The sequence below is a fragment of the Stenotrophomonas sp. GQ19 genome, assembly GCF_059758695.1.
Map to the genome: position 1 here is coordinate 61,415 of NZ_JCAXES010000003.1, position 16,985 is coordinate 78,399.

Annotated in this window: 18 protein-coding genes; 8 read left to right on the top strand and 10 right to left on the bottom strand. The window is 67.8% G+C overall.

The genetic code is table 11. The features are described 5' to 3' along the window. Window positions 1-489: 489 nt before the first annotated feature. The 6 genes from AC6CHL_RS07445 to AC6CHL_RS07470 form a co-directional block, all read right to left on the bottom strand. Window positions 490-1,914 carry a replicative DNA helicase gene (locus AC6CHL_RS07445; RefSeq protein WP_038687575.1) on the bottom strand — a complete coding sequence of 475 codons (1,425 nt, stop codon included), beginning with the start codon at window positions 1,912-1,914 and terminating at the stop codon, window positions 490-492. 194 nt (window positions 1,915-2,108) lie between these two features. Beyond that, window positions 2,109-2,669, bottom strand: a complete 561-nt coding sequence (locus tag AC6CHL_RS07450; protein WP_038687573.1) for an NADPH-dependent FMN reductase — start codon at window positions 2,667-2,669, stop codon at window positions 2,109-2,111. 193 nt (window positions 2,670-2,862) lie between these two features. Next, the gene (asnB, locus tag AC6CHL_RS07455; RefSeq protein ID WP_498294048.1) at window positions 2,863-4,806 is read right to left on the bottom strand and encodes an asparagine synthase (glutamine-hydrolyzing); all 1,944 of its coding nucleotides are present in this window, start codon (window positions 4,804-4,806) and stop codon (window positions 2,863-2,865) included. A gap of 3 nt (window positions 4,807-4,809) precedes the next feature. Continuing rightward, window positions 4,810-7,089 (bottom strand): thiamine pyrophosphate-dependent enzyme, encoded by a 2,280-nt coding sequence (locus tag AC6CHL_RS07460; protein ID WP_498294049.1) that lies wholly within the window; start codon window positions 7,087-7,089, stop codon window positions 4,810-4,812. A gap of 93 nt (window positions 7,090-7,182) precedes the next feature. Then, window positions 7,183-7,728: a GNAT family N-acetyltransferase gene (locus AC6CHL_RS07465; protein WP_428711629.1), complete on the bottom strand. Its 546-nt coding sequence runs from the start codon at window positions 7,726-7,728 to the stop codon at window positions 7,183-7,185. A gap of 128 nt (window positions 7,729-7,856) precedes the next feature. Beyond that, entirely contained in the window at window positions 7,857-8,687 is an 831-nt protein-coding gene (locus AC6CHL_RS07470) for a glycine zipper 2TM domain-containing protein (RefSeq protein ID WP_137189878.1), read from the bottom strand. Window positions 8,688-8,848: 161 nt separating this feature from the next. Between AC6CHL_RS07470 and AC6CHL_RS07475 the strand changes: the two genes are divergently transcribed. Next, window positions 8,849-9,073 (top strand): DUF6116 family protein, encoded by a 225-nt coding sequence (locus tag AC6CHL_RS07475; RefSeq protein WP_038687562.1) that lies wholly within the window; start codon window positions 8,849-8,851, stop codon window positions 9,071-9,073. Beyond that, window positions 9,070-9,834, top strand: coding sequence for a TatD family hydrolase (locus tag AC6CHL_RS07480; RefSeq protein ID WP_498294050.1), 765 nt, complete (start codon window positions 9,070-9,072; stop codon window positions 9,832-9,834). The genes AC6CHL_RS07475 and AC6CHL_RS07480 overlap by 4 nt, the downstream gene beginning before the upstream one ends. Window positions 9,835-10,397: 563 nt before the next feature. Here the strand turns inward: AC6CHL_RS07480 and AC6CHL_RS07485 are convergent. Further along, window positions 10,398-11,204, bottom strand: a complete 807-nt coding sequence (locus AC6CHL_RS07485; protein ID WP_498294051.1) for a tRNA threonylcarbamoyladenosine dehydratase — start codon at window positions 11,202-11,204, stop codon at window positions 10,398-10,400. Window positions 11,205-11,298: 94 nt separating this feature from the next. On the opposite strand from AC6CHL_RS07485, the gene AC6CHL_RS07490 reads away from it, so the two are divergent. Next, window positions 11,299-11,736 (top strand): cytochrome c, encoded by a 438-nt coding sequence (locus AC6CHL_RS07490; protein WP_137189880.1) that lies wholly within the window; start codon window positions 11,299-11,301, stop codon window positions 11,734-11,736. Window positions 11,737-11,854: 118 nt separating this feature from the next. After that, complete coding sequence (locus AC6CHL_RS07495; RefSeq protein WP_038687556.1) at window positions 11,855-12,346, top strand: glycine zipper 2TM domain-containing protein; 492 nt, start codon at window positions 11,855-11,857, stop codon at window positions 12,344-12,346. Between the two features lie 86 nt (window positions 12,347-12,432). Here AC6CHL_RS07495 and AC6CHL_RS07500 read toward each other — a convergent pair whose 3' ends face one another. Then, the gene (locus tag AC6CHL_RS07500; RefSeq protein ID WP_019185917.1) at window positions 12,433-12,636 is read right to left on the bottom strand and encodes a cold-shock protein; all 204 of its coding nucleotides are present in this window, start codon (window positions 12,634-12,636) and stop codon (window positions 12,433-12,435) included. Window positions 12,637-12,871: 235 nt separating this feature from the next. Between AC6CHL_RS07500 and AC6CHL_RS07505 the strand changes: the two genes are divergently transcribed. The 3 genes from AC6CHL_RS07505 (at window position 12,872) to arsC (ending at window position 15,019) form a co-directional block, all read left to right on the top strand. Continuing rightward, on the top strand, window positions 12,872-13,357 hold the full coding sequence (locus tag AC6CHL_RS07505; RefSeq protein WP_038687553.1) for a DUF456 domain-containing protein: 486 nt from the start codon (window positions 12,872-12,874) through the stop codon (window positions 13,355-13,357). Window positions 13,358-13,499: 142 nt separating this feature from the next. Beyond that, window positions 13,500-14,666, top strand: coding sequence for a phospholipase A (locus AC6CHL_RS07510; RefSeq protein ID WP_051598776.1), 1,167 nt, complete (start codon window positions 13,500-13,502; stop codon window positions 14,664-14,666). Beyond that, the gene (gene arsC, locus AC6CHL_RS07515; RefSeq protein ID WP_498294052.1) at window positions 14,666-15,019 is read left to right on the top strand and encodes an arsenate reductase (glutaredoxin); all 354 of its coding nucleotides are present in this window, start codon (window positions 14,666-14,668) and stop codon (window positions 15,017-15,019) included. Before AC6CHL_RS07510 ends, arsC begins: the two co-directional genes overlap by 1 nt. Before the next feature lie 17 nt (window positions 15,020-15,036). Here arsC and AC6CHL_RS07520 read toward each other — a convergent pair whose 3' ends face one another. Together AC6CHL_RS07520 and AC6CHL_RS07525 are read right to left on the bottom strand one after the other, a co-directional pair. Next, complete coding sequence (locus AC6CHL_RS07520; RefSeq protein ID WP_498294053.1) at window positions 15,037-15,384, bottom strand: hypothetical protein; 348 nt, start codon at window positions 15,382-15,384, stop codon at window positions 15,037-15,039. Window positions 15,385-15,453: 69 nt separating this feature from the next. Continuing rightward, window positions 15,454-16,089, bottom strand: a complete 636-nt coding sequence (locus AC6CHL_RS07525) for a glutathione S-transferase family protein (protein ID WP_038687548.1) — start codon at window positions 16,087-16,089, stop codon at window positions 15,454-15,456. Window positions 16,090-16,240: 151 nt separating this feature from the next. Between AC6CHL_RS07525 and AC6CHL_RS07530 the strand changes: the two genes are divergently transcribed. After that, window positions 16,241-16,876 (top strand): LysE family translocator, encoded by a 636-nt coding sequence (locus AC6CHL_RS07530; RefSeq protein ID WP_038687546.1) that lies wholly within the window; start codon window positions 16,241-16,243, stop codon window positions 16,874-16,876. Window positions 16,877-16,985: the final 109 nt, after the last annotated feature.

Sequence of the window (16,985 nt, forward strand, 5' to 3'; positions counted from 1 at the left end):
CGGGCGGCAATGCCCGCAGCCTCACGTTGCCGCTGCGCCGTCCGCGCGGCAAGCGGGATGCGACGAACGCCGACCCCGGCCGACGAAAGCAGGAATACGCCGATGAGCGGGTAGAGCCGAGCGTTGCTCGGCTGAACCGCCAGGATCGCCGCTTCGGTAGAGCCGAGCGTTGCTCGGCTGAACGGCCAGCATCGCCGCTTCGGTAGAGCCGAGCGTTGCTCGGCTGAACCGCCAGGATCGCCGCTTCGGTAGAGCCGAGCGTTGCTCGGCTGAACGGCCAGGATCGCCGGCCGCGAGAGCAGCCGACCAACGGTCGGCTCTACCCCGTTCCGGGGCCCAGGCGTACCGCCCCATCGCCAAGGCGTACCGCCCCATCGCCCAGGCGTACCGACCCATCGCCGGGCGTACCGACCAACGGCCGGTACGCAATCCGTTACAGGACCCGGGCCAACCACCGGTAGCACACGACCGTTGGTCGAGTGCCGCAGGTCATTCGAACGAACCCACCGAATCGTGCGACAGGTTGTCGAAGCGGGTGTACTCACCGAAGAACTTGAGCTTGCACGAGCCGGTCGGGCCGCCTCGGTGCTTGCCGATGATGATCTCGGCCAGGCCCTTGTCGGGCGAGTTTTCCTTGTTGTAATAGTCGTCGCGGTAGATGAACACGATCATGTCCGCGTCCTGCTCGATAGCGCCGGATTCGCGAAGGTCGGCCATCACCGGGCGCTTGTCGGTACGCGTTTCCAGCGAGCGGTTGAGCTGGGACAGCGCGATCACCGGCACGTTGAGTTCCTTGGCCAGGCCCTTCAACGAACGCGAGATTTCCGAGATTTCGGTCGCGCGGTTTTCGCTGTTGCCCGGCACGCTCATCAGCTGCAGGTAGTCGATCACGATCAGGCCCAGGTCGTGCTCGCGCTTGAGGCGGCGGCACTTGGAGCGCAGGATCTCCGGCGACACGCCCGGCGTGTCGTCGATGAAGATCTTGGTTTCCTTCAGCATCCGGATCGCACCGGTCACCCGGCTCCAGTCTTCGTCTTCCAGCTGGCCGGTACGCAGGCGCTGGGCGTTGATGCGGCCGTTGGAGGAAATCAGACGCATGGCCAGCTGCGAGGCTGACATTTCCATCGAGAACACCGCCACGCCCTTCTTGGACTTGATCGCCGCGTACTCGGCGATGTTCAGCGCGAAGGTGGTCTTGCCCATGGCCGGGCGCGCGGCCAGGATGATCAGGTCGGTTGGCTGCAGGCCGGAGGTCATCGCGTCGAAATCGGCGTAGCCGGTCGGCAGGCCGGTGATGTTGCCGCCGTTCTCGAAGCGGTTGCGCAGTTCTTCGAACGCGTCTTTCAACGCGCCGGGCATCGCCACGAAATCGGTGCGGCCACGCGCGCCCTGCTCGGCAATGGCGAACACCGACTTTTCCGCCGCCGACAGCAGTTCGCTGCTCTCGCGGCCTTCGGGCTGGAAGCCGTCGTTGACGATGTCGGTGCCCACCTGGATCAGCTGGCGCAGCACCGCCTTGTCACGCACGATTTCGGCGTAGGCGGCGATGTTGGCGGCCGACGGCGTGGTGCTGGCCAGTTCGATCAGGTAGGCGCCGTCAGCCACCAGTTCCATGCGGCCCTGCGACTCGAACCATTCGCCCAGGGTGACCGCATCGAACGGGCGGTCGCGCTCGGACAGCTCGCGGATCGCCCGGTAGATCATCTGGTGGTCGCGACGGTAGAAGTCGGTCTCGGTCAGCTGGTCGTTGATGCGGTCGTAGCTTTCCGGCGCCAGCATCAACCCGCCCAGCACCGCCTGTTCGGCCTCGATCGAATGCGGCGGCACGCGCAGCTGGTCGATCCGCGATTCATCGCGGTCGAAGCGGTCACCGCGGTCTTTGCGGTCGGAACGGAAGCCAGAGCGGGCGGACATGTGAAGGCGTACTTCCTGCGGTGCGGGGCGTGGGGCATGGTAGGCACGGCGCGCGCGCCGCAACCACGCACAACCCTGTGGATAAGCAGTGGATGAGCTGGGTATAACGGCGCTTGCCGGCCGATTGCGGCGGCAGCGCGTGGCGCACGACGCCGGGCCGTGCGCCGAACCGCATTATCGCAGAAGCACCCGGCTCAATGCTGACCGCCGTGGGTGGCGATCCAGGCGAGGAATTTGTCCACGAAGCCCTGCAGGAACGTGCGGGTACCTTCACTGGTGATGTGGCCCGCCTCGTCGATCAGGCCCTCCTTGAAATGCAGGAACACCTCCGGCTGGCCCAGCACCGGCATGTCCAGGTAGGCCAGCACGTTGCGCAGGTGCTGCTGGGCCAACGCGGTGCCGATCACGCCGATCGAAGCCCCGACCACCGCCGCTGGCTTGCCGGCGAAGGCGCTGTCGCCGTAGGGCCGCGAGCCCAGGTCGATGGCGTTCTTGAGCACGCCGGGAATGGAACGGTTGTACTCGGGGGTGACAAACAGCACCGCGTCGGCGTCACGGATCTGCTGCTTCAGGCGGACGCCCTGGGCCGGGTAGTCCTTGTCGAAATCCTGGTTGTAGAGCGGCAGGTCGCCGATCTCCACATGCTCGAAGCGCGCCTTGCCACCGGCCAGCTTCTCCAGCGCGTGGGCGAGCGCCTTGTTGTGCGAGCCCTTGCGCAGGCTGCCAACCAGTACCGCAATCTTCACGTCGGCCATGGGATGTCTCCGTTGGGGGAAAACCCCAGCCTAGGCGGGCGGCCCTTCGGTCATGGTGAAGGGGGGTAGAGCCACCCCATGGGTGGCTACCTTTCAACCCCGCATCATCGACACGTCAGCCACCCATGGGGTGGCTCTACCAGGGCGCCATGCGCACGTGGATGGCGCGCGCGTGCCGACCAACGGTCGGCAGCTACCCGCGCGGGACGGTGGCACGCACGTCGCGCCAATGCGCCTGCCAGGCCTGGAACATCAACACGTTCCACAGGTGCGTGTGCCACTTGCGCTCGCCCTGCTGGAACTGCTGCCACAGCGGCACCACCGCCTCGACGTTGAACACGCCCTCGGCAGCCAGTCGGGCCGGGTCCAGCAGTGCGTCGGCCCAGCTGCGCAGGTCGCCCTTGAGCCAGGCGCTGACCGGCGCGCCGAAGCCGCGCTTGGGCCGGTGGACCATGTCCTGCGGCACGTAACGGCCCAGCACCCGTTTCAGCAGGTACTTGCTCACCCCGTCGCGCTGCTTCATGCCCAGCGGCAGCGACCAGGCGAACTCGGCCACACGCCAGTCCAGCAGCGGCGCGCGCGCCTCCAGGCTCACCGCCATGCTGGTGCGGTCCACCTTGCACAGCAGGTCGTCGGGCAGGTAGGTGTTGAAGTCGGCCAGCATCATCGCGTCGGCCGGCGAGCCGGCGCCGTGCAACGGGTCCGCCAGGTCGTAGAAGCTGCCGGCCCCGCTGGCCCCCTTCACCGCCGCGACCGGGTCGCGCCAGCGCGAGATGCGGTTGCGGTACACATCGCCGATGCCGCGCGCGCCCGTCTCGGCCAGCAGCGCGGCCAGGCCGCCGGTGCGCGAGGCTTCGCCTTGGGTCTGCGAATGCGCTGCCATCCAGCGCCGCAGCGGTGCCGGCACCTTGCCCAGCATCGCCCAGTTGCGCAGCGCACGCTGGTACCGGCTGTAGCCGAAGAACAGCTCATCGCCGCCGTCGCCGGACAGCGCCACGGTGACCGATCCGCGCGCCAGCTTGGCCACCAGCGCGGTGGGCACCTGCGAGGCATCGGCAAACGGCTCGTCGAACATCGCCGGCAACTGCGGCACCACCGCCAGGGCATCCGCACCGCTGACATACAGCTCGGTGTGATCGGTGCCCAGGTGCTGCGCCAGCGCCTTGGCCAGCGGCGCTTCATCGTGGTCCGAGCCCTGGAAACCGATGCTGAAACTGTGGATCGGCGATGCCGACTGCGCCTGCATCAGCGCGGCCACCACCGACGAATCGGTGCCGCCGGACAGGAACACCCCCACCGGAACGTCGGCCACCATGCGCAGCGCCACCGCATCGCGCAGCACCGCGTCCAGCTGCGCTTCGGCCTCGTCATCGCTGCCCCGGAACGGCTGCGCCAGCGCCTGCTGCATGCGCTCGCGCGCATTCCAGAACGGCACCTGCTGTTGGTCCGGGCGGTGCGCCGCGGCACCGGCCGCTACGGCCGCCGCATCCAGCCGCAGCGCGCGGCCGGGCATCAGCTTGAAGCAGCGTTCGTGGATGCAGTGCGGGGCGGGAATGTAATCCAGCCGCAGCAGCAGGGTCAGCGCGTCGCGGTCGATGTCGTTGTCGAAGTGCGGGTGCTGCCACAGCGCCTTCAGCTCCGAGCCGAACACCAGCGCATCGCCGGCCCAGCCGTAGTACAGCGGCTTCTTGCCGACCCGGTCGCGGGCCAGCCACAGGCACTGCTCGGCGTGGTCCCACAGCGCGATGGCGAACATGCCGTTGGCGCGCTGCAGGGTCTCGTCCAGCCCCCAGGCCACGAACGCGGCCAGCAACACTTCGGTATCCGAATGGCCACGGAAGCGGTGCCCCAGCACTTCCAGCTCGGCGCGCAGGGCGGCGAAGTTGTACACCTCGCCGTTGTAGGCCAGCACGTAACGGCCGTCGTTGGACGCCATCGGCTGGTGCCCCAGCGGCGACAGGTCCAGGATGCTCAGCCGCCGGTGCGCCAGCGCGATGCCACGGCCGGCATCGGCCCACACCCCGCTGTCATCCGGGCCACGATGGACCAGCGCGTCGCCCATGCGGCGCGCCAAGCCTTCCAGTGCTGCCTGCTCCGCTACCGGAGCCGGCAACAGCATTCCTGCCAATCCACACATGCGTCAGAGATCCTGCGCCAGTACCCGGGCGGCGCTTACCAGCGCATTGTCGCTTGGAAGCACGCACATTGCTGCCCCCGCCAGCGGGGTGTAGGTATCGGCGCCGCAGACCCGCTGCAACGGCAGGTGGCCCAGCCCGGCCTCGACCAGCGCGGTGATGACGCCCTCGCCCACCCCGGCGCTGTGCCGGCCTTCGTCCACCACCAGCACCCGCTGGGCGTCGGCGGCCTGTTCGGCGATGAAGCCGGCATTGAGCGGCACCAGCCAGCGCAGGTCCACCACCCGCACCTGCCAGCCCAGTTCGGCCTGGATGGTGCGCGCCGCGCGCAGGCTCATCGGCACGCCATTGCCGTAGCTGAAGATCACCAGGTCGTTGGCCTCCCGCGCGTAGACCCGGCCCTCGCCCGGGCGCATGGTCTGGGTGGGCGATGGGTACGGGAACAGCCACTGGCCATCGCCAGGCTCGTACAGGTCCTTGGTCATGTACAGCGCGATCGGCTCAAGGAACACCGACACCCGGCCGTCCACCTGGGCCAGCGCGGCCAACGTACGCAGCATCATTGCCGCATCGTCGCCCCGCGACGGGCACCCCACCACCAGCCCGGGGATGTCGCGCAGCGCGGTGATCGAGTTGTCGTTGTGGAAGTGACCGCCAAAGCCCTTCTGGTAGCCCAGCCCGGCAATGCGTACCAGCATCGGGTTGCGGTACTGGTCGTTGGAGAAGAACTGCAGCGAACAGGCCTCGCCGCGCAGCTGGTCGGCGGCGTTGTGCAGGTAGGCCAGGTACTGGATCTCCGGGATCGGCAGCATGCCCAGGTTGGCCAGGCCCTGTGCCATGCCCAAGATCATGGTTTCATCCAGCAGCGTGTTGAACACCCGGCGCGGCCCGAACGCCTTGAGCAGGCCCTTGCTGACCGTGTACACCCCGCCCTTCTGCGCCACGTCCTCGCCGAACAGCAGCGTGGACGGGTACTTGGCCATCAGTTCGTGCAGGCCCTGGTTGATCTGGATGGCCAGATGCCGCGGCGGCAGCTGCTCGGGCAGCTGCGCCTCGCTGCCGAAGGCGGCCACGCGCGCCTGCGGATCGGCCACGCGTGCGGCTTCGGCCTGCACCGCCGCCGGCGAGTAGGGGGCCAGCGGTGCCATGATCTGCGCGAGCCCGTCCAGCTTGGGCCGGCGGTCGGCCTCTTCGGCGGCGGCGAAACACCGTGCACGCATCGCTTCGTAGCGTTGCAGCAGCTGCTCGGCGGTCAACCAGCCCGATGCAAGCGCAATGTCCGCCGAGCGCAGCAACGGGTCGGCCGCCTCGGCTGCGCACAGTTCCGGCAAGGGGCGCCACTCGATTTCGAAGTCGGTACCGGCGTGGCCCATCAGGCGCGTGGTGCGCAGGTGCAGGAAGGTGGGCCGCCGGGTGCGCCGGCAGTGCTCGAGCGCGCGTTGCACCTGACCGTGGCCGGTGGACAGGTCCAGGCCGTCGGCGAAGAAATAGTCCAGCCCCGGGCGCTGGCTGAAGGCCTGCGCGATCCAGCCGTCGGGCGTCTTCACCGAAATGCCGATGCCGTTGTCTTCGCACACGAACAGCACCGGCGCCGGCAGCCGCTGGTAGGCCGCCCAGGCCGCCGTGTTGAACGCGGTCTGCGCGGTGGCGTGGTTGGACGAGGCATCGCCAAAGGAGCAGATCACCACGCTGTCGTCGGGAATCGGCAGCGCGTGGCCGATGCGGCGCGCGCTTTCGATGGCCATCGCCGTGCCCAGTGCCTTGGGCAGGTGCGAGGCGATGGTGGAGGTCTGCGGCAGCACCCACAGCGGCTTGCTGCCCCACACCTTGTGCCGGCCGCCGCTCGCCGGGTCGTCACAGCTGGCAGCGAACGACAGCGCCGCGTCGAGCACCGGGTCCATGCCCGGCAGCTGACGGAAGCGTTCGGCCATGAACGCCCCGGAGCGGTAATGCAGGAACGCCGGATCGGTGTGCCGGGCCAGCCGCGCCACCAGCGCGTTGCCCTCGTGGCCGGACGAGCCGATGGTGTAGAAGACCTTGTTCTGAACGCGCAGCACGCGCGCCATCAGGTCAAGGTGGCGGCTGACCAGCTGCGACTCCAGCAGCGCGTCGAAGCCGGCGGCGTCGAGGGTGCTGCCGGGCAGGATCGGCGCGTCGGCGGCCGGACGCGGTGCGGGATCGCCCCGCCACTGCTGCACGAATTCAGTGAAGTTGGTATCGCAGATCTCAGCCCGGTTGAGGGCCTTCATGCGTGCGGGAATCGGATCGGGAACCACGGCAAACATCCATCAGCCTCCGTGACGCGCGGCCCAGGTGGCCACGCCGCGAGCATGGCCGCAACCTGCGCAGGTTGCCAAGCGCGGGTGCAGCATGCGCGGTCACGTACGGCGGCGGTGCTGCCATTGGTCGCGCGACTGGCCCCAGATCTCGATCGGCTTGCCGTCATGCGGCGGCGGCAACTCGCCCATGCGCAGCAGCGTGCTGCCGAGCTTGCGCGCCACGATCTTGGAGTTCTCGTTGGCCGCGTCGATGGTGTGGATCACCTCCTCCCAGCCCAGTGCGTTGAACGCCCAGTCGATGCTGGCCACCGCCGCTTCCGGGGCATAGCCCTTGCCCCAGCTTTCGCGGCGGATGCTCCAGCCCACTTCGGTGCCGGGCCAGTCCAGCGGCTGCCACGGGCCCATGCGGCCGACCCAGTCGCCGCTGCTTTTCTCGATCACCGAGAACATCGAAAAGCCGTACAGGTGCCAGCTGCCGGCCAGGCAGCTGAAGCTGCGCCACGCCTGCGACGGGGCCTGCACACCGCCGAGGTGCTGCATGACCTCCGGATCGGAGCAGAAGCGCAGGAAGGCGTCGAAATCCTCGGCGCGGGGTGGGCGCAGGATCAGGCGGTCGGTTTCCAGCTGCAGGTCGAAGATGCTCATTGCGATGGCCGTCGGAACACAGGCAGAGATCATCGCAGAAGGCCGGGCGGCGCGCTGTGGCGGCCCCCGCAAAACGCAACAGGCCGGACGACGCCGGCCTGTTGCTCGCACGATCCATCCGCGCGGAGTTACTGCTTGTTCGAATCCAGCGCGGCGGTCTGGGTGACCAGCTGGCCGTCGATGACCGGCAGGCGGTCGCTGCTCGGCTTGTTGTCCATCTTCACGGTCTTTTCCACGCCATCGTAGCGGTAGGTCACGTTGTAGCCGGTGACCGCGTTGTTGGTGCCCATCGGAATGCGGTTGCCCGGCTTGCTGGCCATGCGCATGGTGCCGGTGGTGCCATCTTCATTGCGGTAAGTGACGTTGTAGCCGGTGACCTTGGTCGACTCGGAGGTCGCCGTTTCGGTGTGGCACTGGCGCTCGGTGCGGTTGACCACGCGGCCACCCACGTGGCGCTTGTCGACCTGGTTGCCGATCAGGCCGCCGGCCACGGCACCGGCCGCGGTGGCGGCCTTCTTGCCGTTGCCGCCGCCCACCTGGTTGCCCAGCAGGCCGCCGATGACCGCACCGGCGACGGTGCCGCCGACGTTGCCATCGCGCTCGGGCAGGCGCTCCTGCACCACCACGTCCTGGCAGACTTCATGCGGGGTCTGGGTGGTGGAGGTCTGGCGCACCGGCTCGGTGCCGATCACGGTGGCGTAGGCCTTCTCTTTCTTGGTCAGCGGATCCACCTTGACGATGTCGGCGTATTCCAGCTTGCCGGCCTTATCTTCAATGGCAACAGCATCGGTGCGCGCACCGTCGTCGGCCAGCGGGGTGGTGTCCAGGGTCGGCCGGGTCTGCGTCGCGGCTACCGGATCGGCGGCGGACGAGCCACTCTTCATGAAAGCAGCGGTGGCGATGCCGCCGACAAGCAGCGCGCCAGCGGCGACCAAAGCAGTGGTAGTAGTACTTTTCATAACCGGCTCCCTGCGGACGATCCGCAACGTTCTTGAGCGGGATTCCAGCATGCGGTGCCTGAACGGAATCTCCACACGGCGTGCACGCCCCCCTTACCCATTCAGGTTCTGTGCCATTGCAGGCCGTGATAGCGTTTACAGCTTCTGTCGAGGAGCGCGTCATGGCCAATCCACTGTTGTTGCCGGTGCTGGAATGGGCACGCCGGCTGCGCTACCCCACCCTGTTCAAACTCACCGCGGGGCTGTTCGCGCTGACGCTGTTCATTCCCGATCCGGTGCCGTTCGTGGACGAGATCCTGCTGGGCCTGGGCACGCTGCTGCTGGCCAACTGGAAAAACCGAAGCGCCGCGCTGCCGCCGGTGCTGCCGGGCAAACGCCGCGCGTGACGCTGGTCGACAGCCATTGCCACCTGGATGTGGCCGAGTTCGATGCCGATCGTTCCGAGGTGATCGCCCGCGCCCGCGCCGCGGGCGTGCACACCCAGGTGGTGCCCGCGGTGACCGCGGCGAGCTGGCCAAAGCTCCGTGACACCTGCCGGCTGGCCGACGGCCTGTATCCGGCGTATGGCCTGCACCCGATGTTCCAGGACGCGCACCGGCCCGAGCACCTGGACGACCTGCGCGGTTGGATCGAACGCGAACGCCCGTGTGCGGTGGGCGAATGCGGGCTGGATTTCTTCGTCGAGGGGCTGGATGCGGACCTGCAGCAGCAGTACTTCGTGGGGCAGCTGCGGCTGGCCCGTGAGTTCGACCTGCCGGTGATCGTGCATGCACGCCGTGCGGTGGATGCGGTGATTGCCGCGATCAAGCAGGTGGGCGGGCTGCGCGGGGTGGTGCACAGTTTCCCGGGCAGCCCCGAGCAGGCGGCGCAGCTGCACAAGCTCGGGTTCCTGCTGGGCGTGGGCGGGCCACTGACCTACGACCGCGCCCAGCGCCTGCAGCGGCTGGTGGCGCAGATGCCGCTGGAGCAGCTGCTGCTGGAGACCGACGCGCCGGACCAGCCCGACGCCGGCATCCGCGGCGAGCGCAACGAACCGGCCCGGCTGCCGGTGATCCTGGAGACTGTCGCGCGACTGCGCGGCCAGCCGGCCGAGGACATCGCGGCGCAGACCACGGCGAATGCGAAGCGGTTGTTCGGGCTACCGTAACAGCACGCACCGCGCATGCGTGCCGGCGGTAGAGCCGACCGTTGGTCGGCTGCTCTTAACCGTACCAACCGATCGACCCAACGCAGGCCGCAATGCTCCGGGACGGATCGGTTGGCGGTGCCGGGTTTCCGGGCAGCTGACCAACGGTCAGCTCTACCGGCGGTAGAGCCGACCGTTGGTCGGCTGCTCTTGACCGTACCGACCGATCGACCCAACGCAGGCCGCAATGCGCCGGTACGGATCGGTTGGCGGTGGCGTCGGGTTTCCGGGCAGCTGACCAACGGTCAGCTCTACCGGCGGTAGAGCCGACCGTTGGTCGGCTGCTCTTAACCGTACCGACCGATCGACCCAACGCTGGGCCGCACTGCGCTGGGACGGATCGGTTGGCGGCGCCGGGTTTCCGGGCAGCTGACCAACGGTCAGCTCTACCGGCGGTAGAGCCGACCGTTGGTCGGCTGCTCTTAACCGTACCGACCGATCGACCCAACGTTGGGCAGCAATGTGCCGGGACGGATCGGTTGGCGGTGGCGTCCGGTTTCCTGGCAGCTGACCACCGGTCGGCTCTACGCGGGGGTGGCGCTCTTTTTGGGCTTCATCAGCATTTCCAGCGCTTTGCCCACGGCGGCGAAGGCGAAGGCGCCGGTGATGTGGGTGGCCGCGCCCAGGCCGGCGCCGCAGTCCAGCTTCAGTGCCGCGTCCGCGCCCAGGTTCGGGCGGATGCCGCACACGGTGCCGTCGGCCTGCGGGTACTTCACGTTCTCCAGCGAATACACCGCCGGCACGCCGAAGTAACGCGACGCGTTCTTCGGGAAATTGAAATCGCTGCGCAGCTTCTTGCGGATCAACGCCATCATCGCGTCGTGCTCGGTGCGCGATACATCGCGGATCCGCACCAGCGTCGGATCGGTGCGCCCGCCCGCCGCGCCCACGGTCAGGATCGGCAGCTTGCGCCGCCGGCACCACGCAATCGTCTCCACCTTGACCCGGAAACTGTCGCAGGCATCAATCACCAGATCGAAATCGCGGTCCAGCAGCTCCACCATGTTCGACACGGTCAGGAACGAGGCGATGGCATCGACCTGGATGTCCGGATTGATCGCCCGGCAACGCTCGGCCATCGCCTCGGCCTTGTTGCGGCCGTACTGACCGGCCAGGGCCGGCAGCTGACGGTTGGTGTTGGACACGCAGATGTCGTCGGCATCGATCAGGGTCAGGTGGCCCACCGCCGTGCGTGCCAGCGCTTCCACCACCCACGAGCCCACCCCGCCCATGCCGACCACCGCCACCCGGCGGGTCGACAGCAGGTCCACGGTGCCCACCCCATACAACCGGTCGATGCCGGCAAATCGCTCGCGCAGTACGTCGTTCATCGGCACATTTTACCGGCGCGCGAGCCCGCGGGAACGCCACATGGACAGGACGCACCGTAAGATCGACCGCAGCCACCCCAAAGGACGCCACTGCATGAGCCAGCCCGCCACGCCCCACCGCCCCTCCGCCGCCTACCGCTATCTGTTCGTCGGCGTGCTCGGCCTGGTGGTCGGACTCATCGCCACCGTCATGGTCTCGCGTGCCATCCAGGCCCGCCAGGACCCGTTCCCCGATGCCCTCATGCACGTCATGAACCGCCAGGTGCAGTTGTTGCAGGACGCCCAGGCACAGAACCGCTGCACCCTGGCCGACAGCGTGCCGCGCCTGCAGACCCTGCGCTCGCTGTCCAATGACGTGGACCTGGCCTTCCCCGGCCTCAAGGACAGCCAGGGCTTCCAGCAGCACGCCAGCGCGCTGCGCGCCACGCTCAACCAGGCCCTGGCCGCCCCGCCCACCGACTGCGTGGGCATGGGCCAGCTGGTCGAAAAGATCCAGAACGACTGCAAGGCCTGCCACCAGGATTTCCGCTGATTCATCTGGCAGCCACCCTTGGGGGGCGGGATTGGCGCGCTGTTCACGTATGACAGGACAGGATCTGCGGCATGCGCCCCAGACGCATTCGACCACCCCTCTGGCCAGGAGAACCACCATGAAGATCCAACTCATTGCTGCAGCCGCCGTCGCCACCGTCGCACTGGCCGGCTGTGCGACCACCTCGCCCGGCTATGGCAGCGGCGGTTACAACAACGGTTACGGCAACAACGGCGGCTACAACAACAACACCAACAACCGGTGCGCCGACTGCGGCATCGTGACCCGCATCAACCAGGTCGCCTCCGGGCGTACCGCGCCTTCGGCCACCGGCGCGATCCTGGGCGGCCTTGTCGGCGCGGTCGCTGGCCATGAGATCTCCGACCACACTGGCGGCAGCAAGGGCAACAAGAACATCGCCGCCGCCGCTGGCGCCGTGGGCGGCGCGCTGGCCGGCAACCAGATCCAGAAGAACGTCACCAGCGACACCTTCGACATCAGCGTGCGCATGGACGACGGCCGTACCGTGGTGGTCAACCAGCGCGACCTCGGCGGCATCCGCGAGAACACCTATGTCCGCGTCGTCAACGGCAAGGTGATCCTGCGCTGATTACGCCGGGCCCCGCCGCGACGTAAGAAAAGGGCCCGCGCAAGCGGGCCCTTTTCGTGTTTCATCCAGCTGACGTCGGTGTGCGCTTAGAGCGGCTTCACCTTGTCGGCCTGCAAGCCCTTCTGGCCGGTCACTACTTCGAACTCGACCGCCTGGCCTTCCTTGAGGCTCTTGAAGCCCTGGGACTCGATCGCGCGGAAATGCACGAACACGTCCTCGCCGCTTTCACGGCTGATGAAACCAAAACCCTTAGCGTCGTTGAACCACTTGACGGTGCCCTTCTCAGCCATCTCAGCTACTCCCTAACTGTCTGTCTTGTTGTTGGATACGCCCTGACAGGCGGCTGACAGCAAGGGGGAAGCGAGGTGCAACGATGCAGCGGATCAGAAGATCTACCATCATCAGGCCACGATCCACGGTGACCTTGCCAAGCTCAGCGAGTGCAACTTAACCCGAGCAAAACGAAAAATCAACTGTGAAAAGCTTTCACATGTCAACCCTATTTCCCAGACCATACCGGACAGCATGGACTATTCATTCATCTTCTACCTGGTAGCCGCCCTGCTGGTGCTGACCGGCATCGCAGGCATCATCCTGCCGGCCCTGCCCGGCATCCCGCTGGTATTCGCCGGCCTGCTGGTGGCCGCCTGGGCCGACGGCTTCGCCCATGTGGGCTGGGTGCCGCTGACCCTGCTCGGCATCCTGACCCTGCTCTCCTTCGCCGTGGACATCCTGGCCACCGTGGTCGGCGCGCAGCGGGTGGGGGCCAGCCGCAAGGCGCTGTGGGGCACCGTGCTGGGCAGCATCGCCGGGCTGTTCTTCATGCCGATCGGGCTGCTGGCCGGCCCGCTGCTGGGCGCCCTGGCGGGCGAGTACTGGCATACCCGCGAACTGGGCCGCTCGACCAAGGTGGGCTTTGCCACCTGGCTGGGCATCCTGCTCGGGGTGGCACTGAAAATGGCGCTGGTGGTGGCGATGCTGGGCCTGTTCGCCTTTGCCTGGTTCTTCTGACGGCCGCGCTTTTCACGCCCCGCGCACGGGTCTGCCCGGCATAAACCCTGCTGCGGGACGACGGTCGGCGCTGGCAGGATCGGCGGGCAACGGCCACACTGTTCCGGAAACCCCATTCATCTTTGCCACCTGGCCTGCTTTCATGACCTCTTCGCGCCCACGCTCCGCTCTGTTCACCGCCCTGGCCCTGGCCTCTGCCAGCCTGCCGCTGGCCGCACAGGAAGCGGCCCCCACCCCGGCCTCGCCGGAGGCGTGTGCGCTGGTGGATACCGACGCCGCGCGGCTGACCTGCTACGACAAACTGTTCGGCCACACCCGCGGGGTGACCGAGGCCGCCGATGCCGCCGCCGTTGCCGCGCAGCAGGCCCGTCGCGACGAACGCCAGGCCGCGCGCACGGCCGAGGCCGACGCCCCGGCAACGCAGCGCGCCAAGCAGCGGCTGGGCGAGCTGTTCAAGAGCGACGGGCATGAAGATGCACTGGCCAACGCGGGCAAGGGCTCGCTGCTGGACAGCCGTTGGGAGCTGGCGCAGGACTCCAAGCTGGGCGCGTTCCAGCTGCGTGCCTACAAGCCGGTGTACCTGCTGCCGGCGTTCTGGACCAGCGACAAGAACCAGACCCCGCAGTCGCCCAACCCGGCCAACACGGTCACCACGCCGCAGCTGCTGGACAGCAACGAGTTGAAGTTCCAGCTCAGCTTCAAGACCAAGGTGGTGGAGAACCTGTTCGGCGACAACGGCGACATCTGGGCCGGCTATACCCAGAGCTCGCGCTGGCAGGCGTACAACGCCGAGAACTCGCGCCCGTTCCGCGAAACCAACTACGAACCCGAAATGATGCTGCTGTTCCGCAACGGCTATTCAATCGGCGGCTGGCGCGGGCGCATGAGCGGGATCAGCATCAACCACATGTCCAACGGCCGCCCCGACCCCTTGTCGCGCAGCTGGAACCGGGTGATCGCCACGATCGGCCTGGACCGCGAAAACTGGGCACTGGTGCTGCGCCCGTGGTACCGCCTGCCGGAAGACCGCAAGGACGACAACAACCCGGATATCGAGGATTACATGGGCCGCGGCGACGCCACCCTGACCTGGAACCGGAATGGCCACGAAGTCTCGCTGATGGCGCGCCATTCGCTGCGCGGCGGCGACCGTTCGCACGGGGCGGTGCAGCTGGACTACGGCTTCCCGATCAGCAACCTGCTGCGCGGCCACGTGCAGGTGTTCGACGGCTATGGCGAGAGCATGATCGACTACAACCACAAGGCCACCTACATCGGCCTGGGCGTGTCGCTGCTGGAGTGGTACTGATGGCGGTGACGATCTGGCACAACCCGCGCTGCAGCAACTCGCGCGGGGCGTTGCAGATCCTGCATGAGCACGGCATCGAACCCACCGTCATCGCCTACCTGGACAGCCCGCCGGACGTGGCCACGCTGCAGTCGTTGGTCGCGGCGATGGGCACCGGCGCACGCGCCCTGCTGCGTACCAAGGAAGACGCGTATGCCGCGCTTGGCCTGGCCGATCCGACGCTGGACGACACGGCCCTGATCGCGGCGATGCACGCGCACCCGGCACTGATCAACCGGCCGATCGTGCGCACCCCGCGCGGCGTTCGGCTGTGCCGGCCGCCGGAAACGGTGCTGGAGATCCTGCCGGCCTGACGCCGGCCCGCGGTGGCTCAACCGCCGCAGCGGCTCACGCAGCGGTCGCGCTCTTCACCGCAGCGCAGCGCCGGCGAACGATTACGGCAGAAGTCGGCACTGGCCTGGCACGAGCGGCGCAGTTCCGGGTTGTCGATCTTGTCGCAGCGACCGTCGCGCTGGGTGGCCACCCCGGTGCCGCAGGTGTCGCTGCTGCCACTGCCCAGTGGGCTGGCCGAACAACTGTCGTACCGGCTCTGGCAGACCGCCATGCACTGGTTGGCGGCGGTCACCTCGCGCAGGCTGGGTGCCGGATAGGTATCGCCGCCGCTGCTGCACGCGGTCATCAACAGGGCCAGCAGTCCGCCGAACAGCATCCTTTGCATGGTATTGCTCCTTGGTGGCATCACCAAGAAGCGTATCAATTCTTCGCGCCGGTTGCCGGCATCGCCGGGTCACCGCCAGTCGGTGATGCCTTCGCGCCGGTACACCTCGATGAAGGCCGGGCGCGCCTTGAGCCGATCGGCGTAGGCCTTGAGCACCGGCCAGGTGTCGCTTGGCACGGGCATGTTGCGCGACCAGCGCAGCAACATCACCAGCATCAGGTCGACCACGCTCAGCTGCGCGCCGAGCATGTACGGGCCACCGGCCTGCAGGTGGTCGGACAGCCGCTGCCACGCGGCCTGCAGCCTTTCGCGGGCCATCTCGCGGGTAGCACCGGCGCTGTCCGGCCCGGCCATTTCATGGGCGTAGAACCAGGCGCGGTACGCCGGTTGCACGGTGTTGGCGCACCAGAACATCCAGCGGTACGCCTCGCCGCGCTCGGCAGTGCCCGGCGCCGGCAACAGACCCGCCTGCGGATGCAGGTCGGCCAGGTGCAGGGCAATCGCCGCCGCTTCGGTCAGGACCTGCCCATCCATCACCAGCGTGGGTACCACGCCTGCCGGATTGAGCGCCAGGTAGTCGTCGGACTTGTGCTGACGGGTCTCGAAATCGAGCAGGACCAGTTCGTGCTCGACACCCAGTTCGATCAGCAGCCAGTGCACCACCAGCGAGGCGGTGCTGGGGGAACCATACAAGGTGGTGGGCATGCGCGGCGCCTGTCAGGAGAAGCCTCCGATTATGCGCCGCCCGGCGGCCTGCGATGGATACAGATGCACGCCTGCGCATGGTGGCGCTGTGGCTGTTGCGCCGCGCCAGGCAGGCCTAGCATGCGCAGCACCTTTCCCCCGGAGTGCGGCGATGCCCGAGCTGTCCCACCTGCTGGCATTCGGCCTGATCTCGCTGGGCATGGTGCTCACCCCCGGGCCGAACATGATCTACCTGGTGTCGCGCTCGATCTGCCAGGGGCGCGCGGCCGGGCTGGTGTCGCTGGGCGGCATCGCGCTGGGGTTCCTGGTCTACCTGCTGTGCGCGGCGCTGGGCATCACCGCGTTGTTGATGGCCGTGCCGCATGCCTACGACGCCCTGCGTATCGCCGGAGCGCTGTACTTGCTGTACCTGGCGTGGCAGGCGCTGCGCCCAGGTGGGCCGTCGCCGTTCCAGCTGCGTGAACTGCCGCGCGACAGTCCGCGCCGGTTGTTTGCGATGGGTCTGTTTACCGCGCTGCTCAACCCGAAGATCGCGGTGATGTACCTGTCGCTGCTGCCGCAGTTCATCCAGCCCAGCGGCCACGGCAGCGTGATGGCGCAATCGGTGGTGCTGGGGCTGGTGCAGATTGCCACCAGCCTGGGCGTCAATGCGTTGATCGTGCTGGCCGCCGGCAGCATTGCGGCCTTCCTGGCGCGGCGGCCGCGCTGGCAGGCAATGCAGCGCGCGCTGATGGGCACGGTGCTGGGTGCGCTGGCGGTGCGGATGCTGGTGGACGTGCGGCGGTGAGGGGGCGCGCCGACCAACGGTCGGCGCCTACCGGGTTTGCCGCAATGAAAAACGGCGCCCTCGGGCGCCGTTTTTTCTGTCTGCGTGCCGACCAGGGCCGGCAGCCGCA

Coding starts and splice junctions, on each gene's coding strand:
- AC6CHL_RS07510 (WP_051598776.1), top strand. CDS start 13,500: ATGACCTCTTCGCGCCCACGCTCCGCTCTGTTCACCGCCCTGGCCCTG.
- AC6CHL_RS07525 (WP_038687548.1), bottom strand. CDS start 16,089: ATGCCCACCACCTTGTATGGTTCCCCCAGCACCGCCTCGCTGGTGGTG.
- AC6CHL_RS07465 (WP_428711629.1), bottom strand. CDS start 7,728: ATGAGCATCTTCGACCTGCAGCTGGAAACCGACCGCCTGATCCTGCGC.
- AC6CHL_RS07450 (WP_038687573.1), bottom strand. CDS start 2,669: ATGGCCGACGTGAAGATTGCGGTACTGGTTGGCAGCCTGCGCAAGGGC.
- AC6CHL_RS07445 (WP_038687575.1), bottom strand. CDS start 1,914: ATGTCCGCCCGCTCTGGCTTCCGTTCCGACCGCAAAGACCGCGGTGAC.
- AC6CHL_RS07500 (WP_019185917.1), bottom strand. CDS start 12,636: ATGGCTGAGAAGGGCACCGTCAAGTGGTTCAACGACGCTAAGGGTTTT.
- AC6CHL_RS07505 (WP_038687553.1), top strand. CDS start 12,872: ATGGACTATTCATTCATCTTCTACCTGGTAGCCGCCCTGCTGGTGCTG.
- arsC (WP_498294052.1), top strand. CDS start 14,666: ATGGCGGTGACGATCTGGCACAACCCGCGCTGCAGCAACTCGCGCGGG.
- AC6CHL_RS07485 (WP_498294051.1), bottom strand. CDS start 11,204: ATGAACGACGTACTGCGCGAGCGATTTGCCGGCATCGACCGGTTGTAT.
- AC6CHL_RS07495 (WP_038687556.1), top strand. CDS start 11,855: ATGAAGATCCAACTCATTGCTGCAGCCGCCGTCGCCACCGTCGCACTG.
- AC6CHL_RS07460 (WP_498294049.1), bottom strand. CDS start 7,089: ATGTTTGCCGTGGTTCCCGATCCGATTCCCGCACGCATGAAGGCCCTC.
- AC6CHL_RS07475 (WP_038687562.1), top strand. CDS start 8,849: ATGGCCAATCCACTGTTGTTGCCGGTGCTGGAATGGGCACGCCGGCTG.
- AC6CHL_RS07530 (WP_038687546.1), top strand. CDS start 16,241: ATGCCCGAGCTGTCCCACCTGCTGGCATTCGGCCTGATCTCGCTGGGC.
- AC6CHL_RS07470 (WP_137189878.1), bottom strand. CDS start 8,687: ATGAAAAGTACTACTACCACTGCTTTGGTCGCCGCTGGCGCGCTGCTT.
- AC6CHL_RS07520 (WP_498294053.1), bottom strand. CDS start 15,384: ATGCAAAGGATGCTGTTCGGCGGACTGCTGGCCCTGTTGATGACCGCG.
- asnB (WP_498294048.1), bottom strand. CDS start 4,806: ATGTGTGGATTGGCAGGAATGCTGTTGCCGGCTCCGGTAGCGGAGCAG.
- AC6CHL_RS07490 (WP_137189880.1), top strand. CDS start 11,299: ATGAGCCAGCCCGCCACGCCCCACCGCCCCTCCGCCGCCTACCGCTAT.